Genomic DNA, 19,234 nt, shown 5'->3' with positions numbered 1-19,234 from the left:
TGAAAAATGTATTTGGTTTATGTATGATGAGAGTAGTTGGAGGTGAATTATGTTAGTAAATATTAGTGCAAGTAATTTTAAATCATTTGATAAAACAGAACGTTTATCAATGATATCCTCTAGTAAGATTCAAACTCATACAGGTCATGTTCGGAAAATTAAAGATACTAAAATATTAAAGAATGCCGTTATTTATGGTGCTAATGCATCAGGAAAATCTAATTTGGTTGAAATCTTGCGATTTATGCAGTGGACTTTGCAACATGGATTACCTTTTGAATCAAGATTATTTTTTTCTCGTACAAAAGCGGAAAATGAACATACAGATAGTGAATTTGAGTTACAATTTACACTTAATGGGAAATTTTATGCATATGGTTTTTCCGTATTATTATCTGAAGGAAGAATAACGGGAGAATGGCTATATGAATTACGGCCACATGGGTCTGCTAAGCTTTTATTCGAAGTAGAGAATGCAATGCCTACGTTGGGATCTCTAAAGCTAACAAAGGATGCTGTAAATCGATTTACCATATACGCTGAAGATTTTGCTCAACAAGATCAAAATCGTTTATTTTTAGGTGTTATGAATCATGGTAAAGATATCAATAAGTTAAAAGGCTTAGAATTTTTATTTGAAATCTATGATTGGTTGTGTAACCATATTGTAATTATTACACCGAATACAATCCTCAATAGTTTTTCATATTACTACCAAGAAGGCTCACTAGAAAAAATTAGCGAGTTACTTGCTGATTTTGATACCGGTATTAGTAATGTGGCGATAAAAAAAATTACACAAGAGGAATTAAAACAGTCCTTACCGATAGAAGTCTATAATAATTTGATAGAGAAAATTAAATTAAGTACTACAGAATTCAAAGGTGGCAAATTGACGATGCGTAGTCATGATACGTTTTTTGCTATAGACTTTCAAGATATAGAACATCCTGACATTACGACTTTATGTTTACACCATGGTGAATCACCATTCGATTTTTCTTTCAAAGAAGAATCTGATGGGACACAACGTATCTTTGATTTATTGGATTTAATATTATCTAATAAAGATCATATGGTGTATATTATCGATGAGTTAGAACGTAGCTTACATCCTAATCTTACGAAACATTTCCTAGAACTGTTTATGGAAACTCATAAGAATTCTGATACGCAATTACTATTTACTACTCATGAATCAAGCATTATGGATTTAAAATTATTTAGACGTGATGAAATTTGGTTTATAGAACGAGACCATGAAAACTGTAGTCATATTTATTCTCTTGCTAAATTCAAGGAACGCTATGATACCAAATTGAGTAAAGCCTATTTAGAAGGGCGATATGGTGCTATACCGGTGTTATCTTCTATTGTGTCCATTAAAGGAGAGTAATTATGGGCCTTCGAGAATTTTCTAATTGGAATGTACGAGATGATAAAGAAGAAGTAGAACCTTTAAAGAAGTATATATTTTTGTGTGAAGGTAGTGTAACGGAAGTAGCCTATTTTAAGCACTTAATGAAAATTCGAAGAAAGTTAGGCATACATCCTTTTATTGATATAAGCATTTTAGAGCGAACCGAAGGTGATGTGGGTATATCCGCACCTAAACGATTAGTTCAATTTGGGAGTGAGTATAAAACTAGAGATTGTTTTGACGGTGAAAGAGACACTATCGTCGTCGTATTCGATGCGGATGTTTTTGAACGTGGGCAACCTCATTACTCTGATATTCTTGAAAATGCTAGGCAAGAAAAATTTGTTGTAGGTATCACTAATCCTTGTTTTGAATTATTTTTATTGCTTCATTATGAAAATGGATTTTCTGAATATATTGAGCCAAATGCTTCGGAATTTTTATCCCCAAAAGGATTAAAGAATAAATTAGCCTATACCATATTAAAAGAACGGGCTGGTGTAGATTCAAAAAGTAATACTGCGATAGGTAAATTAGCTGAGTTTGTTACTATTGCTATAGAAGAAGAGCGCTTTTTGAATCGAGATATTAATGATTGCAAAGGTAAAATTACTAGTAATATAGGTCAAATTATTAATGACATATTACATGATTCAGTGTGAATACATAAAAAATATGTGATATATAATCTTTATGTAATGCATTATAAAGCTGTCCCAAAATGTGATTTAATCATATTTTGGGACAGCTTTTTCATTTAATACTTGCTTAAAAATGAAAATAATATGAATATTTTATTCTCTGCTTATCGATTATTTATCTCTCATTGTTATACTAGAAAGGAATATTATGTTTGTATGATGTGTATATAAGGGGAACGAGGGTACTTATATATTGATTCATGCGACTATAGCGTGTGTAACATATAGTTTCTGTATAAGAGAGGTATTTATGAAACATCAATTGGTTGCTATGTTGGCAGCAACAGCTGTGTTGGGTGTAACGACTGCCTTCGGCGCTAATCCATTTTCTGATGTAACGCCAGATTCTTGGGCGTATCAATCCGTGTCTCAATTGGCGAGTGCAGGTATCATTAATGGCTATCCAGATGGGACTTTCAAAGGCCAAAAGGATATTACCCGTTTTGAAATGGCTCAAATGATTGCAAAGGCCATGGCCAATCAGGACCGTGCAAATGCAGAGCAACAAGCGATGATTAATCGTTTAGCTGATGAATTCTCCAATGAGTTGAATAATTTGGGCGTTCGCGTTAACCGCTTAGAGGACCGCGTGGGCAATGTGAAAGTAACCGGCGATGTACGGTTGCGGTATCTTGGCACTAAAGATACGGACGATGGTTTCATAAGAACCCAAGGGGAGTATAGCAAAAAGTCTCAATTTGATATGCGTGCACGTGTTCAATTCAATGCGAAGGTTAATGACAAGACTGATGCGGTAGTGCGTATGACGACCGATTCTATTGAATTTGGTAATACTTACGATGATAATACAGGTGAATCGACTGGAGCAGCTTACATCGACCGCGCTTATGTGGATCATCGATTCGGCAAATATGTATCTGCAAAAGTAGGTCGCTTTAACCAAGTCATCGGCAATGGTTATTTCTATGACGATGCGTTTGATGGTGCTCAAATTAACATCGGCAACGATAAAATTCAATTCCAAGGGGCCCATGGCTATTTCTTAAAAGGAATGTTTACCAATACCTCCGCAGATATGAATGATACCGTTACCTATGCTAGCCTCAAAGGTCAGCCCAATAAACATATCAGCATGGGTGGTTTCTATGCTCGTATGAACTCACCATATAATATGGGCTTCACATTTAGAAAGTTCTATGGTTTCCATACCGATATTAATTTTGATAAGGTTTGGATTGGAGGCGAATGGTTGAAAGCAGCTCATACGGACCATGGCACAGGGTGGACTGCCGGTGCGGGATATGGTCATTATGATATAGCTAAAAATGGCACGTGGGATGTGAAAGCCCAATACTTCAATATTGATGAGATGATGGGCGCTGTATCCTCTAAATGGAACCTTGCCTATGATTCTACACAAACTGAAAATAGTGGTCACTTATGGTTCCACGGCTATAAAGGTTGGCTCGGTACTGTGGACTATGCATTACAAGATGATTTAGGTCTTAGCGTATATGCTGGGTTCAAAGGTAAAACAAAACCTGAACTTGCTAGTTATAAGCGATCCTTACCAAACTACTACCGTGTAGAGTTAAATTACCAATTCTAATCAAATAGATTGGCACAACTTAATACAATGTAAAAAGATGGCGAAATGTATATTTCGTCATCTTTTTTGTTATATTTGCGGTTTTTCTACAGGTGTTGAGGTTACCTTTACAATCCTATGAAAATCCAATGAACTTTTCTCTGAAATATAAAATGTTTGTTATAGTATGTTATACTTATGTTATATTCTGCATATAATGGTTATCACTTATAAGGGGTTAGGGAGATACGTATTAGTAGGGCCGAATTGCAGATGTGTATGATTCTTTTTTGGAGAGAGGTATAGTTATGAAAAAACAATTTGCCGCTATCTTTGCAGCAACAGCTGTGTTGGGTGTAACAACTGCGTTTGCAGCGAACCCATTTTCCGATGTAACCCCTGATTCTTGGGCCTACCAAGCCGTGTCTCAATTGGCTAGCACTGGTATCATCACGGGCTATCCAGATGGGACTTTCAGAGGCGAAAATGGCATTACTCGTTTCCAAGTGGCGCAAATGGTAGCGAAAGCGCTTGCTAACCAAGATCGTGCGAATGCGGAACAACAAGCCTTGATTAACCGTTTGGCTGATGAATTCTCTAACGAATTGAATAACTTGGGCGTTCGCGTGGCTCGTTTAGAGGACCGCGTTGGTAATGTGAAAGTAACCGGCGATATGCGCCTTCGTTATCTTGGTTCCCAAAAGAAAGATGGTAACTATGTAAACGCTGTGGGTGATTACAGCAAAGGTTCCCAATTCGACGCGCGTGCTCGCATTCAATTCAATGCGAAGGTCAATGACCGCACAGACGCTGTCGTTCGCGTAACTTCTGGGGACTTTGAATTTGGCGATGCGACTAATGGTGGTAATGCAACGGCTACTATCGATCGCGCTTATGTAAATCACAAATTTGGTGAACGCGTGTCTGTGAAAGCTGGTCGCTTCGATCAAATGCTCGGCAACGGTTTGATTTACGATGACACATTCGACGGCGTTCAATTCAATGCAGGCAACGACAAAGTTCAATTCCAAGCAGCCTACGGCTATGCAGTGGCAGGTGCTTTTGACGGCTTAACTAAAAAATCTAATAAAACTTTCACCTATGCAGGCGTTAAAGGTCAACTTAATAAACATGTAAACCTTGGCGGCTTCTATGCCCGTAGAAATGCGCACAAATCCAGTGGTGACGCACTTAGAAACATGTATGGCTTCAGCACAGACATGAACTTTGATAAAGTTTGGGTTGGTGGCGAATGGGTGAAAGCAGCTGGCGTTTCTCACGGTTCTGCATGGACTGCTGGCCTTGGCTATGGTGACTACGACCAAGCAAAACGCGGTTCTTGGGACGTAAAAGCACAATACTTCAACTTCGGCCAAAACTTAGGCGCTGCATCCTCCACATGGGACATTGCTTACGATCTAACTAATACCGCATGGATGGCTACACCAGCTGGTACAATTAGTGCAATGAACTACCAAGGCTTCAAAGGCTGGTTATTAACTGCTGATTACGCATTACAAAAGAACGTGGGCTTAACAGCATACTACGGATTTAATAACAAAACAAACAAGGCTACCGGCGATAACGAAAAACTTTCCAACTACTACCGCGTAGACCTTAACTACCAATTCTAATATGATGATTGGTATCGTTCATAACTAACACAATCCCCTTGATGAGTATCTAGGTACTCTTATCAAGGGGATTTTAAATTAGAACACGCCTGTAGTAATTAGCAAGACGAGCCTGATATAGTGTCTCTAGAATTAGAACAGGCGTGTTCTAATTTGTAAGATATCCTGATATGGTCTCTCCAGAAATAGAACAGGCCTGTTCTATTTTTTAGGAGAGGTATTAAAGGGTCCAGGCAATACTACAGGCCTGTACTAATTTTCAGATGAGATATTAATAGAACAAGGCCTTACCTCTAGAATTAATATACCCTCTCGTGATATATTACAGATAAGTAGTGTTTTTACGTTTATATGTATAAGGAGATACTCTATGTTTCGCTTTCAAAGTGAGTTATTATTACGTTTACAGCAACAATTTGTATCTGAACATGAGGCTGAATTCAAATCTATTGAGGATTTGATAGAAGCATTTATGACTCAATATAATCGTGGTGATTTTAATGATACGATAGAAATGAAATTACGTGATTTATACGAGGCTGCAAAAGAGGCTGATACGACTGAGGAATCAAAGAAATTGTACAATAAGATTCTTGCGTTATGTCCTGATGAAGTAGATGCTAAACGGGAACTTATAGCTCTTGAGTTACATCCAAGTTTTCAACTTCATCAGCTAAAACAGCTAGTAGAATCGTTGAAAAAACCTAAGAAAATGGATTGGCATATAATAGAGGCGCGTCCTTATATGCGCTGCCTCATCGACATGGGGATGATATATTTAGAATACAATATGTATAATGATGCGATTGCATGCTTTACTCCTGTCTTTCACGGGGACAAGCAAGACCATTCAGGATTCCTTGTGTACATGATGGTTGCTTGTTGTGGCGCTGCCAATTGGGATCGTGGTCGCAAGGTGTATCAGCGCTATCTCGCATGTTGCGATGATATACAAAATGCATTTAATCAGGCGCCGGATATCATGTTGCCGATGCATATGTTGTATATTTTATTGGCTTTGCAGTGTGGTGAAAGTAAGATTGCCCATGATGTATTAGCAGATCTTGTTGACGAATATGAAGATATTGATTGGTTATTACAAGATGCAACGCGGTGGAACGATTTTGTGGAAGACCACTTAGAGACCATTATGTATATGGTAGACCAAGTGATTGACATAGATTTTGATCCACGGGAATTAATAAGCTTATATACTGCTATCTCATTTTTACCGACTCAATTGGTGAGTTTTGAAAGCCCATTATGGCAGACTTTATATGATGCGTATGAATGTGTTACCGGTCTAATTGTTGTGAATCGGTACTCTAATGATAGTTATATAGGAAAATGCGAGACAGCTCATATGAGTACCGTAGAGGTTGCTAAAGGTGGGGCTGTGCGTAGCAATCCGGTATATGACAATATACGGTTTGGTGCACAAATTACACTTTCACAAGCTGGCCTATACACAGTAGCTGATTTTAAAACAGTTACTAAACAAGAAGTATTGATGCTACCAGGCATTGGTAAAAAAACGGTGGAACAACTAGAGCATAATGGCGTTATATTTAAAGCGTAAAATGTGACTTGAGCTCACTAGCTATCCTAGGATAACGAAGGGCTATTTGTCTTTTCCATAACTAAAACAATCCCCTTGATGAGTATCTCGGTACTTATCAAGGGGATTTTAAATTAGAACACGCCTGTAGTAATTAATAAGATAGCCTGATATAGTGTCTCTAGAATTAGAACAGGCCTGTTTTAATTTGTAAGATAGCTTGATATAGTGTCTCTAGAAATAGAACAGGCCTGTTCTAATTTGTAAGATAGCCTGATATAGTGTCTCTAGAAATAGAACAGGTGTGTTCTAATTTGTAAGATAGCCTGATATAGTGTCTCTAGAAATAGAACAGGCCTGTTCTAATTTGTAAGATAGCCTGATATGGTCTCTCCAGAAATAGAACAGGCCTGTTCTATTTTTTAGGAGAGGTATTAAAGGGTCCAGGCAATACTACAGGTCTATACTAATTTTATTTCTCTCATATTTACAAACGACAAACTATAAATTATAATTTAAGATAATTTATAGTTTATTTATATTGTGAGAGTGAGAGGATTTTTATGAGACATGTAAGTAAAGCAAAGCTATCGCTAGCTGTGGCACTGGCGATTGCTGGATTTGTAATGCCTAATATGGTGGTAGATGCGGCTTATACCGCTCCGTATACTGATAATACAGATTTTGTAGCTAACAGTGATGATATGATACGTGTATTCCCAGAATACGATAAAAATATATCTTCTATAGTAGCGAATGGTGGTATGGTTATTATTGAAGACGGGTATTCTAATATTGGCTATGGTCATAGTGCATTTGCTACCAGTAAAAATGGTGGAGACATTAAATTGAAAAAAGGTGTATATAATTCTGGTAGAGTGAATACACCTGTTGCCCTTGCTCAAGGGGGCACAATTAATATAGGCGTCCATGATCATCACGGCGAATTTACGGGTGATAAAATATTCGTTGAAGGCGATGTTATAGTTAAACATGATCCAATTCATAGCTCAACCATTAATATCGGTATAGATGGTGAGGAATCCAATTGGTCTGGGCTAGCTTTCAACTTATCTGATGAAAATAGGCGAAACTATAATCATATCAATGTGTTCCTTGGTGAAAGAGGGGATTGGGAGCTATTATATCAAGGTGGCCTTGATGGTACTAACCTTGATAGTAGTACTATGCCTAGCCGTGTACATCGACTCGTTGGTTCTACGAATCGAAATTTTCAAAATATGGTAGAGCAAAATGAGCATAATAAACTGTATATTGATAAGCTCGAAGGCCATGTGAATTTTATTTATGATCCTAATGACGAATATGCAGATACCGAGGATCCAGAATATACACCGCCAACCACAACATATAATGGTTTAACGGCTGATTCCTTCTGGGGTGGCGACATTCATATCACAAGTGCAGCCCCTAATGCTGGCGCTCATCTATACACCAGCCGCAAAGGGCTAGATTTGTCTACTGAGGATAATGTAAATAAGGTTTTAGATAATCTTGCACACAAGGTGTATTACCATAACTATGTGACTGGTGAAAGAAACCTTGAAGGCACAGTAGCCATTGCTTCTGAAGGTGCTGAATCTGGCCGTTTTAAGGTATTAACATCTGGTTATGCTAAAGAAGGTGCTATTACATGGCAAGCCGATCAAAATGGTCAAGGTAAATATGTGTACGGTAATACAACAGTAACGCCTGCACCGCAACCAGTGCCAACACCGGTGCCACAACCGGCGCCAACGCCAACACCGGCACCAGCGCCACAACCGGCACCAACGCCAACACCGGCGCCACAACCAACACCGGCACCACAACCGGCGCCAACACCAGCACCGCAACCGGCACCAGCCCAATCAACGGCATATGATACTCCTCATATGCGTGGTGCTCGTTCTGCGATTATGAGCAACATCAACGGCTGGCGCACATTAACAAATACTTACCGTCCTCGTGCATTGCAACAAGGCGCAACAACAGGTATTTGGGCCCATATCGGTGGCGGTCAATATAGCTATGATGCACAAGGTATTGATACCGACACAACCTATACACGCATTCAAGGTGGTTACGACGCTAAAACTGGTAGCGGTTGGACTGTAGGCGGTCAAGTGTCTTACCTTCGTGGCCATGATGATTATGTATTCAATGGCTCTGGCAAAGAAAAGGCCTTTGCTGTTGGCGCCTATGGTTTGAAAGACCTCGGCCGAGATCAATACATTCAACTTGAATCCCAAGTTGGTCGTGTAACGAATACTTTCACAGCTCGTAATGAAATTGGTGAAAGCCTATCTGGCGAAACGAAGGCTAATGCATACACTATCGGCGCTCGCTATGGTAAAACTGTGAAATTACAAAATGGTGTATACATCGAACCGCAAGCACAATTGAGCTATACTCACTTTGGTGGAGATAGCTTTAATGCAGGCACCATGCATGTAGACCAAGCTGGCGTAAGCAGCACTGCTGGTGGTCTTGGCCTTGAAATTGGTAAGACCTTTGGCGCAGGCAGTATCTATACTCGTGTCGGCGTTAACCATGCCTTCTCTGGTTCGGTAAAAACTACATACACAAGTGGTTCTACTGTGAAATCCACAGAACAAGACCTTAAAGGCACATGGACTGACCTTGCATTCGGTGGCCGCTATGGCATCAATGCTAACAACAGCCTTTATGCTGATATTAGCACCGGATTATCTGGCGACTATAAAGCAGGCTGGTCTGTGAACGCTGGATTTACACATAAATTCTAAGATATGTTTACCTAAAACAATCTGAGGATATAGTCGATATATAAATAGCCCCAGAGTACTAATAGCTGTATATATTAGCTGTTAGTACTTTGGGGCTTTTATAAATATGGTCTCTCCAGAATTAGAACAGGCCTGTTCTAATTTTTAGGAGACATGTTAAGAGGTCCCTCCAATACTACAGGCGTGTTCTAATTTTTAAAGGGTATATACAAAGGTTCGGAAATTACTACAGGCCTGTACTAATTTTTAAGAAGGACTATCAAGGTGTACCTCATTGATACTACATTCTATATTCATGAAAATACTATGAAAAATATTTTATATATGATACACTTACAATGTATAAATATTTTGATGATAATAACCTGTATACAATGACTTATGGTGGTTATTAATTGTTAATTTTAATCGTGTATAGTTAGTGTTTTTGTGGGGTAAGATTATGAAAAAACAAATTACCGCAATGTTAGCAGCAACTGCTGTATTGGGCGCAACAACTGCATTTGCTAACAATCCATTTTCTGATGTGAGCACAGATTCTTGGGCTTATCAAGCTGTATCCCAATTGGCTGCAGCAGGTGTTGTGAATGGCTATCCAGATGGGACTTTCAAAGGGCAAAAAGAAATTACTCGTTTTGAAATGGCTCAAATGATTGCAAAAGCAATGGCTAATCAAGACCGGGCTAATGCGGAACAACAAGCGATGATTAATCGTTTGGCTGACGAATTCTCTAACGAATTGAATAATTTAGGAGTTCGCGTTGGTCGTTTGGAAGATCGCGTAGGTAATGTGAAAGTAACAGGCGATATGCGTCTTCGTTATTTGGGGGCACAAGAAAAGAATGGTCACTATGTAACTGATAGAACTAATCTTGATTCCCGTGATTATAGTCAACGTTCTTTATTTGATGCTCGTGCTCGCGTTCAATTCAATGCAAAGGTTAATGATCGTACAGAAGCAGTAGTTCGTATGACTTCTGGTAATATTGAATTTGGTGATGCACATACTCCATCTGGTGTAGGCGCTATTGGTTTGAAACCTGGTACTGTAACTATTGATCGTGCGTATGTAAATCACAAATTTGGTGAAAGAGTATCCGCTAAGGTTGGTCGTTTCCAACAAACATTTGGCAATGGTTTAATCTATGACGATACATTTGATGGTGCTCAATTTAATGCGGGGAATGATAAAGTCCAATTCCAAGCAGCATATGGTTATGCTGTTGAAGGTGGCTATGCAACCGATGAATATGGCGAACGTACAATTAATAGAGATAAAAACTTCACCATTACATATGCTGGTTTGAAAGGTGAATTGAATAAACATGTAGCCCTTGGTGCATTCTATGCTCGTCACAACAAGGAAAAATCATCTAACAATGATATCCGTAACATGTATGGCTTCAGCACGGACATGAACTTTGATAAAGTTTGGGTTGGTGGTGAATGGGTGAAAGCTCCTGGCGTTTCTCATGGTTATGGTTGGACTGCTGGCCTTGGTTACGGTGCGTATAATCAAGCTAAACGTGGTACATGGGATGTGAAAGCACAATATTTCAACTTTGGTGAAAACATGACTGCTCAATCCTCCACATGGCAAATTGGCTATGATGATACTACTAGATACCTTGATAACACATCTACATTTGTAACTAAATTACGTGGCTTCAAAGGTTGGTTAGCAACTGCAAACTATGCATTACAAGACAATGTAGGTTTAACTGCATACTACGGCTTCAATAACAAGACAAACAAATCTACTGGTGATAATGAAAAACTTTCTGATTACTACCGTGTAGATCTTAACTACCAATTCTAATGTGATGATTGGTATCGTACATAACTAAAATAATCCCCTTGATGAGTTCTAGGTACTTAACAAGGGGATTTTAAATTAGAACAGGCGTGTAGTAATTTTTAAGATGAGCCTGATATGGTCTCTCCAGAATTAGAACAGGCCTGTTCTATTTTTTAGGACACCATATTAATCTTATTCTACTAAATATTTAAAGTTCTTATTACACTTTAATCTGTATATCTGTATTTATAGATGCTTATTGCCTAACTCATATGTTCGCATTATAATTGACCTAAGATAGTCGGCGAGGTTGGGCCTCTCTTCGTTAATGGAGGGAGGGGTGCTCTATGAGTGATTATGAGTTAATCATGATAATTCTAGAGGTGATGACTGTTGTTATTGCCTTTGGTGCACTTGTGGCTCTTATTTGTCTTGGAAAAGACAAATAGCCCTTCGTTATCCTAAAGTAACTAGGTAACTGAAAGGCCATTTCATCACGTTTATAATTCTTGAGATGAGCCTGACGGAACTACTCGCTTGGCTATCTTCTTTTATTATAAGGAAAATTATATATATCGTCAAATCCAAATAAACTTAATCAATTATATGGTGTCTCTAGAATTAGAACAGGCCTGTAGTAATTTTTAAGATGAGCCTGATATGGTCTCTCTAGAATTAGAACAGGCGTGTTCTAATTTTAAAAGGGTATGTACGAAGGTTCGGAAATTACTACAGGCCTGTTCTAATTTTTAGGAGCAGTATCAAAGGGGCCCATCAATACTACAGGCCTGTTCTAATTCCAAGTAGGTATGTCAGAGGAACGCAATCTCAGAAAATGTGGTATAATAAGTTGTTAAATCGTATACAATCATTTTTATACTTATATAATCTACCTACCATTAGTATATATTAATGTATATATTAAGATGTGATTCATATAATATATATAGTATTAATATAGGTAGTAATTCATAATGAGGAGGCCTCATGTTTCAACGTATGTGCGCAGTGGCTATGTTTGTAGCAGCGCTGTTTATATCTGTTATACCCAATGCCGATGCTCGGCAAGATATTTATGCTTTCACCTATAATGGCAATAATTGGTATGTGGACCGCGATTCGATTGATCGCAGTAAACCGGACGGGTTGCTACATTTTACGGTATATACTATGATTGGTTTGCGTTATGATGTGGCCAGTGGCAGTGAGTATTACAACGCTGATGTATATTATTACGATCAAAAATTGTCTACCGAAGGTGGTCAGCTATTATATCGCAACCCAGGTATCTTGGCGGCGGCTCGTGTGGCACGTCAACAACCGGATGCGCCTAAACAAGCACCAAAACCAGTGGTAGCACAGCAAACAGCATCTCAATCGATAGCAGCTCAAACAGCGGCTCAATCTGTAGCGCCAACGGCACCGCAACCAAATATTGTCAAGGCTTTATCGACACCAGTTCAAGCCCCTGTACCTGCTAATGGTCCTGTGAAAGTAAACACTCAAATACCTATTGTATTACCAACAGGCCCAGTGAAAAAGGTAGCAGCTAAAACGGTGATGACCTTCCATAATACATCGAAACAAACGACAGGTGCGACATCTGAATCCGATGAAACAGAGGCTAATCGTACTCGTAAATAATCCTAAAAACTGCAATTTAGTCTTATGTATACTGAGAATGTATCAGTTACAGTATATATGACTAGGTTGCAGTTTTTATTTTGTATATATGAGGCTGTCTGAAGAAATCTCTAACTTGTAATCTGTATGCATTACTTTCTATCAATATGCAGAATCAGCAAATCAGCAGGTTGAAAATTGTGGTCTTCTAATGAGGCATTAATGAAATAGATGGTATATAATAGAATGTATAAAGTGTTAACAATAGACTTATGACTGGGGGGGCAGAGGTCTAATCGTAACTTGATTGTATTTGAGCTGTCATAGAGGGTAGAGAGATATGAAGCAGTTCGTAAAGAGGCTAGCTTGTGGTGTTTTGGCGATCGTCACGATGGGCACCATTGTAGGGTGTAGTCGAGAGGAGCCGAGTGTGACGACAAATTTTGATCGTGCGCCCGTAGGGTATAAGGCGATTGCCGCTATGAATGCGTCGGCTGCGGAAAAGGCGGACCGCAGTGTGCGCACGATGTCACAAGAGGATAAGATTGGTCAGTTAATGTGTATCGGTCTAGAAGGCACTACATTTGACGAGTCACAAAAAGAATTAGTACGTAAATATCGCGTAGGCGGTATTGTATTAGATAATGATAATATGGAATCTAAGGAACAAGTGCGGGCTTTCACAAAAGGCATACGAGACACTGCGAATACGTCGAGCCTTATGCCACCGTTCATCGCCATGAATCGAGAACGCATGCAGTATAGACCTAATTTGATGCTACCGTGGACGGACCCTAAGTTGTTATCGAAGCAGGGGCTTGATGCGGTGTCGAGTCTAGCGACGCGCACGGCCATTGAGATGCGCGACCTTGGGTTCAATCTCAATTTGGGTGTCATGGTGAATACCCACTCGTTTTACTCGTACACGAGCGATGTGGACCGGGCGGCGCGCATCGGTGAGACTATTACTAAACGCTATGCGGCGAATCGCGTGTTTACGGGGTACCAATATTTTCCAGGCGGCGCTGATTACACGGTGCCTGGTATGAAACTAGATGCGTCGAAGGCGAGCCTCATGGACGATGATGGTCGCGTATTTGCTCAGCTCATCGATGCGACGCGTGACGAACATCCTATGATTATGGTGAATGCTGTGAAACTACCCTCTATCGATGCGAATCATCCGGTGAGTCTATCTAAACCGATCATTACAGATTGGCTACGGAATGAACTGGGCTTTGAGGGCGTGGTGATGACCGATGATATCGAGGTCGGCGCTGCTGTTGCTGGTATGTCCATAGAGGATTATGCGGTGCGCACCATCAATGCGGGCAGCGACATGGTTATCCTTTGTAAGCATGCCAAGCATATCAAGGCAGTTCACGATGCATTGACGCAGGCTGTAGAGAATGGAACCATTTCCGAAGCACGGCTTGATGAATCGGTGCGCCGCATCATGCTCATGAAATTTAGCAATGACCGATAGATATGGCTTACAACTGTAAGCTTTAATAATAAGAATGTAAAATTAGGCATAGAAACTCTTTTCTTGTAATAATGTACCCTCTTTACTGGACAACCAGTAAAAGGGGTACATATCATAATGGGAAAAGAGTTTTTTATGTGTAAAAAATGAATTTATTATCTATTTGTTAAAATTTACAAGAAATATTTTATAGTTTATTTAAAATATGATATAATAAACTCCTGAGAACTATTTTAAGGGAGGTGAGATCTTATATGAAATGTAGTAACCATGAGGCGGTCATTGACGCCATAATGGAACTATACAATCAGGACCGCATGGAAATGAGTGTTGTACACGGTCCTTACAGCGTTGGTAAAACGTATATCGCTAGAGCATTACAGGCTCGATTAGGCAAGGGTCATACCATATATTTGCTTGGACGCTTGGCGAATGAGTCCATTCATATTCGATCAATTGAGAGAGAACTAAAGGTGCCATCAGGGTCTTTTAAGACTTTAGAGGATGCATTGCGTGGCGTTTTTCAAGCAAGTCTTGACAAGCGGATCATGCTCATCATAGATGATTATCCTTCATTTGTGGATACGGTTCCACAAGCGCCTATCATATTGCGTGACTTGATGGAAACCTATCGTGACCATGGTAAAGTATTCGTACTCCTCATGGGAACCCATGTGGACGAATTAAAAGGACGAATCTTGGGCGAATCAAGTTTGATTGCAGCCTACATTCATAATTATTTCAAGGTCAATCCGTTCACACTTGATGATGTGAGAGCATTAGGTTGGGACTATACGGATGAAGATCTTGTTAAGCTATACCATGTAACAGGTGGTATGCCGGGGAATCTCGTGCATATAGATCCCGCCTTATCGGTAGATGAAAATATTGTGCGTCTATTCTTCAGACCACAAGGCATATTATGTACGGAACCACAACGATTGCTTATGCGCTACATTCGTAATGTAGGGGCTGCTAATGCGATTCTCTATGCGTTGGCACAACTAGATAAGCCGTTCTATACAGAATTATGTCATGCCAGTGAGCTTAAGAGTGGTACCTTTGCAACCCGTATGGCCGACCTTTTAGATATGGAAATTATTGGACGTATTCAAGGTGGTAGCCGTGGTCCATTGCGTTACGCAGATTACCATTTTGTGAATACTATGTTCCAATTTTGGTACCAGTTCGTGTTCCCAAATCTTGAGGAAATTAATTGCGGTCAAGGGCAATATATTTACGATACCATTGCAAAACCTGCGCTAGATACACTCGCTTAATACAATCGTTTTAGTGAAATGAATTCGAATTCGTGCGACTTGTCATTGATTCGAACTCGCTCATTGTACAACGATCGATTCAAATTCATGTAGCTATGTAAAATTGATCTAAATTGGCGTACTTTACTGAAATAGGTTTGTAATTATACACAAATACATATGTAACAACAAAAATTCCGCTGTAAATGTATGCATTTATGGCGGAATTTCTCATTTGTCTAAATACTCAATTGGGTGTATATTCCAAGTAAGCCTAGGCAGAAAGGAACGAATATGAACGTAAAGCATGTGGTTTGTCCCCAAAAGGTGTTACAAGCGGTGACAGACCTTAGTTTAGTGCGCGTCTGCCAAGAACGTCGTGTATCAGTGCTCAGTACGGAACGAGCCGTATGGCCCATCGAGGAACTGACCATCGATGCGGCACAAATCGAGCTATGCCGACGCTATCGGCCGCTTATCATGCGGTATGCAAGCCGATGTAGTACGGCTGTGATGACGGATGACGTCGAATCATTTCTATGGATCATATTTATCGAATCCATCTATAGCTTTCACACATCGGGAAAGGTACCATTTTCTGGCTATGTGAAAGCAGCCATTCATTATGGTTATCTTAATTTTTATAAACAATCAGCTCATCAGTGGCGCCACGAGTTGACCTTGCCTCTATGTACTGGTGATGATGTATCAGAGCCAGCGATGGATCAGTTCCCTAGCGATGTGGATCTTGAACGAGATATTGTCGGTACGGTGACAGAAGACGAATTGCGCAATCGTCTGTGGTCTGCTTTCAGAAAACTGCCACGGCAGCAACAACAGTTATTGTATGCCCTATATCGAGATGGCAAGAGCTGCGTAGACATAGGCTGTGAAATACATCAGTCTAGACAGGCTGTGCAACAACGCCATCAAAAGGCCATCGACCAATTGCGGTACTATATGATGGTAGCGGATAACAAAGAATTCAATATGCAAGATATGCAAAATATGCATAGTTATAAGTAACTTTAAAAAATCTAAAATATTTTTTAATTTATATATTTACAGTTTGTAATTATAGGTATACAATTAACTCATAAGTGCTGCTAAAGCACCTACTATAACACGTGTTATTTATAAGCTTTTACAAGAGGAATTCCTTATTTTATTACTGACTATTTATTAATCTTACAGAAAGGTTAAGATAATGTTGAATACAACGTGTGCAAATGTAAGTAATAACGAATCAATTTCTTGTAATCCAAATGCAATATATGGCGATGTAGATCACCATATATGTTGCTTGATCCCAATCTATATTGACGGCGGTGATTGTACCGCGTGTTACTATGTAGATGGTCGGCGTGAAATCATCCATAAATCCATTAAGATGGTATTGAGAGAAGTAGCGCACCACGAGGGAGTTCTAGCAAACGGCATTCAATCGTCGAGGCGGTCAAAGCCGATGTATACGGACTCTAGAACGATGAGTCCGAACATGACTTTTGCGAGCCTGAAATCGCGCAAACCCATCGGGCGTGATGTGGTATATGGTTTATTCAACGTTATCATTCCATTTCAATACCGCATTGAGCCAGGACCAGAACCACATACAACGTATATCATCATAGGAGACTTTGATCCTATACTCGTATTTCATTCCCCTGACCACGTGCAACGCAAACTACGCGATGCTTTGTTAGAACATCTAGATTATACGAAACGGATACTCGCCAAATTGAGTACCTGCGGGAACCCTTATGTGGTGGCTGAAATTTATGGTACCTCGAGAACATTAGCGGGAGTATAGCAACACATTTTGAAAGTGTGGGAGGGTCGTAATATGAATTACGCAACAAAATTATGTATTGTTTCAATGATGAGTGTGTTTAGTGTATCTTCTATAGGCCTAGTGCAAGCCGCTGATACACCTATCGTTTCAACTGGTGGTGTAGCCTATAATATTGGTGTATCAGGAAATTCTAAATTTACCTATTCAGACAATGTAACCCTTGGTGGTGATGCCGGTACTACTAATGGCAATCCATATCAAAACTCTAACGATCCTAATGCAAAGGGCAGTGCGCCTCGCGCCTATGTGGGGGATAGCACAGATCGTAGCCGCGTTGTGATGCGGTCATTGTCGGATGAGCTGCGCCGCGTTGTGCAAGGGGAAACACAAAACCCGAAATTCATTCAAGCCATGATGAATCATGGTTACAAAGGTGCATCGGATATGTCCAATGTAGTATCCCATAGCTTTGGTTGGGATGCGACGAGCGATATAGTGCCCGATTGGGTCTATGAAGGTTATGCTAACAAGTATGCTTTAGATACAACGGTGCAAGACTGGATGCGTGATGTAAATCCGTGGGCCTTGCAGCGCATTGCGGAAATTTTGTTAGAAGCTGCTCAACGTGGCTACTGGGATGCATCTCCAAAGATGCTAGAGAATTTGCAGTCCTTATATATTTCCATAGAAGGTGTTATAGAAGGTCGTTAGTATGAAACAAAGAATATCTATTATATGTACCATAGTCATGATGGTACTTCTGGTGTTCGGCTGTGGTCCTAAACAGCTGGAAACTACGGGCGCTACACATCAGGTGACGGATGGCACAGGCACTGTTGTTACGGTGCCGACTGAACCTAAGCACATCGTTCCTATTGCTGCTAGCACAGAGGATATAGTCCTATCCTTGGTTGATCCAAGTCGCGTAGCCGCTGTTGGTACGGTACCTAATAATGTGCCCGACGCGTCGGCTAAGGTAGAGAAACATGTGAAAGCATCTGCTGAGTCCATGCTCTCTGTACAGCCAGATTTAGTATTAGTACCCAATTGGATGTCTCCAGATGCGATTGGGGAAATGCGCAATATGCAGATTCCTGTTTATGTATATAAAACGCCTACTACGGTACAAGAAGCAAAAGCTACTATTCATGAGATTGCCGGTCTATTACATGCATCTGATGAATCCATGATTGCCAGCATGGATGCAGATTTGAAAACTGTAGAAGAATTGACCAATAAGCATAGTGGAGAACGTCCTTTGGTGGCGTTTTATTCCCAATTTGGTTTAACAGGCGGCAAGGGTTCAACCTTTGATGATATGTGTAACTATTTGAAGGTAAATAATGCAGCCACTCAAATAGGGTTAGGCCCTTTTGATAATGGGACGAGAGAGGATTTAATAAAATCTAACCCTGATATTATTTTTATTCCTTCTGTGGCCTATACATCAGATGGTACTACGCCAGCAACGGCAGAGCAGCTTTACTCTGATCCTGCTTTGCAGGGCGTTAAGGCCATCGCCAATCGTCGTGTGTACCTTGTAGATTCCTCGCAGGTCATGAGTTATTCTCAATTTATGACTCGAGCAATGGTATCTATGGCACAAAATATTTATAGTATGTAATTTATAGTTTGATGTGTGTGGA

General features: G+C 39.9%; 13 protein-coding genes and 1 pseudogene. All 14 read left to right on the top strand.

Translation table 11 applies throughout. From position 1 onward, the window contains the following. The first annotated feature begins 49 nt into the window (after positions 1-49). Positions 50-1,396 carry an AAA family ATPase gene (locus tag VAHSUH02_RS07535; RefSeq protein WP_005383711.1) on the top strand — a complete coding sequence of 449 codons (1,347 nt, stop codon included), beginning with the start codon at positions 50-52 and terminating at the stop codon, positions 1,394-1,396. A 2-nt stretch (positions 1,397-1,398) separates the two neighbouring features. Then, positions 1,399-2,082, top strand: coding sequence for an RloB family protein (locus VAHSUH02_RS07530; RefSeq protein WP_005383715.1), 684 nt, complete (start codon positions 1,399-1,401; stop codon positions 2,080-2,082). A 289-nt stretch (positions 2,083-2,371) separates the two neighbouring features. Further along, complete coding sequence (locus VAHSUH02_RS07525; RefSeq protein ID WP_005383717.1) at positions 2,372-3,691, top strand: putative porin; 1,320 nt, start codon at positions 2,372-2,374, stop codon at positions 3,689-3,691. A gap of 287 nt (positions 3,692-3,978) precedes the next feature. Continuing rightward, on the top strand, positions 3,979-5,304 hold the full coding sequence (locus VAHSUH02_RS07520; RefSeq protein WP_005383719.1) for an S-layer homology domain-containing protein: 1,326 nt from the start codon (positions 3,979-3,981) through the stop codon (positions 5,302-5,304). A gap of 370 nt (positions 5,305-5,674) precedes the next feature. Then, complete coding sequence (locus VAHSUH02_RS07515; protein WP_005383720.1) at positions 5,675-6,883, top strand: hypothetical protein; 1,209 nt, start codon at positions 5,675-5,677, stop codon at positions 6,881-6,883. A 542-nt stretch (positions 6,884-7,425) separates the two neighbouring features. Next, positions 7,426-9,630 (top strand): autotransporter outer membrane beta-barrel domain-containing protein, encoded by a 2,205-nt coding sequence (locus tag VAHSUH02_RS07510; protein ID WP_005383723.1) that lies wholly within the window; start codon positions 7,426-7,428, stop codon positions 9,628-9,630. A 442-nt stretch (positions 9,631-10,072) separates the two neighbouring features. Next, on the top strand, positions 10,073-11,449 hold the full coding sequence (locus VAHSUH02_RS07505; RefSeq protein WP_038148878.1) for an S-layer homology domain-containing protein: 1,377 nt from the start codon (positions 10,073-10,075) through the stop codon (positions 11,447-11,449). A gap of 966 nt (positions 11,450-12,415) precedes the next feature. After that, complete coding sequence (locus VAHSUH02_RS07500; protein ID WP_005383727.1) at positions 12,416-13,072, top strand: hypothetical protein; 657 nt, start codon at positions 12,416-12,418, stop codon at positions 13,070-13,072. Between the two features lie 319 nt (positions 13,073-13,391). Beyond that, positions 13,392-14,537: a glycoside hydrolase family 3 N-terminal domain-containing protein gene (locus VAHSUH02_RS07495; protein WP_005383729.1), complete on the top strand. Its 1,146-nt coding sequence runs from the start codon at positions 13,392-13,394 to the stop codon at positions 14,535-14,537. A gap of 254 nt (positions 14,538-14,791) precedes the next feature. Then, positions 14,792-15,817, top strand: coding sequence for an ATP-binding protein (locus tag VAHSUH02_RS07490; RefSeq protein ID WP_005383732.1), 1,026 nt, complete (start codon positions 14,792-14,794; stop codon positions 15,815-15,817). A gap of 273 nt (positions 15,818-16,090) precedes the next feature. Continuing rightward, positions 16,091-16,822 (top strand): sigma-70 family RNA polymerase sigma factor, encoded by a 732-nt coding sequence (locus VAHSUH02_RS07485; RefSeq protein WP_005379120.1) that lies wholly within the window; start codon positions 16,091-16,093, stop codon positions 16,820-16,822. Between the two features lie 181 nt (positions 16,823-17,003). Further along, positions 17,004-17,606, top strand: a complete 603-nt coding sequence (locus VAHSUH02_RS07480) for a hypothetical protein (protein ID WP_038148882.1) — start codon at positions 17,004-17,006, stop codon at positions 17,604-17,606. Between the two features lie 261 nt (positions 17,607-17,867). After that, positions 17,868-18,299: pseudogene (locus VAHSUH02_RS07475) on the top strand (cobaltochelatase subunit CobN); the annotation flags it as partial. Position 18,300: 1 nt separating this feature from the next. Then, on the top strand, positions 18,301-19,212 hold the full coding sequence (locus VAHSUH02_RS07470) for an ABC transporter substrate-binding protein (protein ID WP_005383741.1): 912 nt from the start codon (positions 18,301-18,303) through the stop codon (positions 19,210-19,212). The last annotated feature ends 22 nt before the right edge of the window (positions 19,213-19,234 follow it).

Origin of the sequence: Veillonella atypica KON (assembly GCF_002959915.1) — a bacterium.
GTDB classification, from domain to species: domain Bacteria; phylum Bacillota; class Negativicutes; order Veillonellales; family Veillonellaceae; genus Veillonella; species Veillonella atypica.
This window is presented reverse-complemented; position numbering and strand designations above follow the sequence as displayed.

Coding starts and splice junctions, on each gene's coding strand:
- VAHSUH02_RS07535 (WP_005383711.1), top strand. CDS start 50: ATGTTAGTAAATATTAGTGCAAGTAATTTTAAATCATTTGATAAAACA.
- VAHSUH02_RS07530 (WP_005383715.1), top strand. CDS start 1,399: ATGGGCCTTCGAGAATTTTCTAATTGGAATGTACGAGATGATAAAGAA.
- VAHSUH02_RS07525 (WP_005383717.1), top strand. CDS start 2,372: ATGAAACATCAATTGGTTGCTATGTTGGCAGCAACAGCTGTGTTGGGT.
- VAHSUH02_RS07520 (WP_005383719.1), top strand. CDS start 3,979: ATGAAAAAACAATTTGCCGCTATCTTTGCAGCAACAGCTGTGTTGGGT.
- VAHSUH02_RS07515 (WP_005383720.1), top strand. CDS start 5,675: ATGTTTCGCTTTCAAAGTGAGTTATTATTACGTTTACAGCAACAATTT.
- VAHSUH02_RS07510 (WP_005383723.1), top strand. CDS start 7,426: ATGAGACATGTAAGTAAAGCAAAGCTATCGCTAGCTGTGGCACTGGCG.
- VAHSUH02_RS07505 (WP_038148878.1), top strand. CDS start 10,073: ATGAAAAAACAAATTACCGCAATGTTAGCAGCAACTGCTGTATTGGGC.
- VAHSUH02_RS07500 (WP_005383727.1), top strand. CDS start 12,416: ATGTTTCAACGTATGTGCGCAGTGGCTATGTTTGTAGCAGCGCTGTTT.
- VAHSUH02_RS07495 (WP_005383729.1), top strand. CDS start 13,392: ATGAAGCAGTTCGTAAAGAGGCTAGCTTGTGGTGTTTTGGCGATCGTC.
- VAHSUH02_RS07490 (WP_005383732.1), top strand. CDS start 14,792: ATGAAATGTAGTAACCATGAGGCGGTCATTGACGCCATAATGGAACTA.
- VAHSUH02_RS07485 (WP_005379120.1), top strand. CDS start 16,091: ATGAACGTAAAGCATGTGGTTTGTCCCCAAAAGGTGTTACAAGCGGTG.
- VAHSUH02_RS07480 (WP_038148882.1), top strand. CDS start 17,004: ATGTTGAATACAACGTGTGCAAATGTAAGTAATAACGAATCAATTTCT.
- VAHSUH02_RS07470 (WP_005383741.1), top strand. CDS start 18,301: ATGAAACAAAGAATATCTATTATATGTACCATAGTCATGATGGTACTT.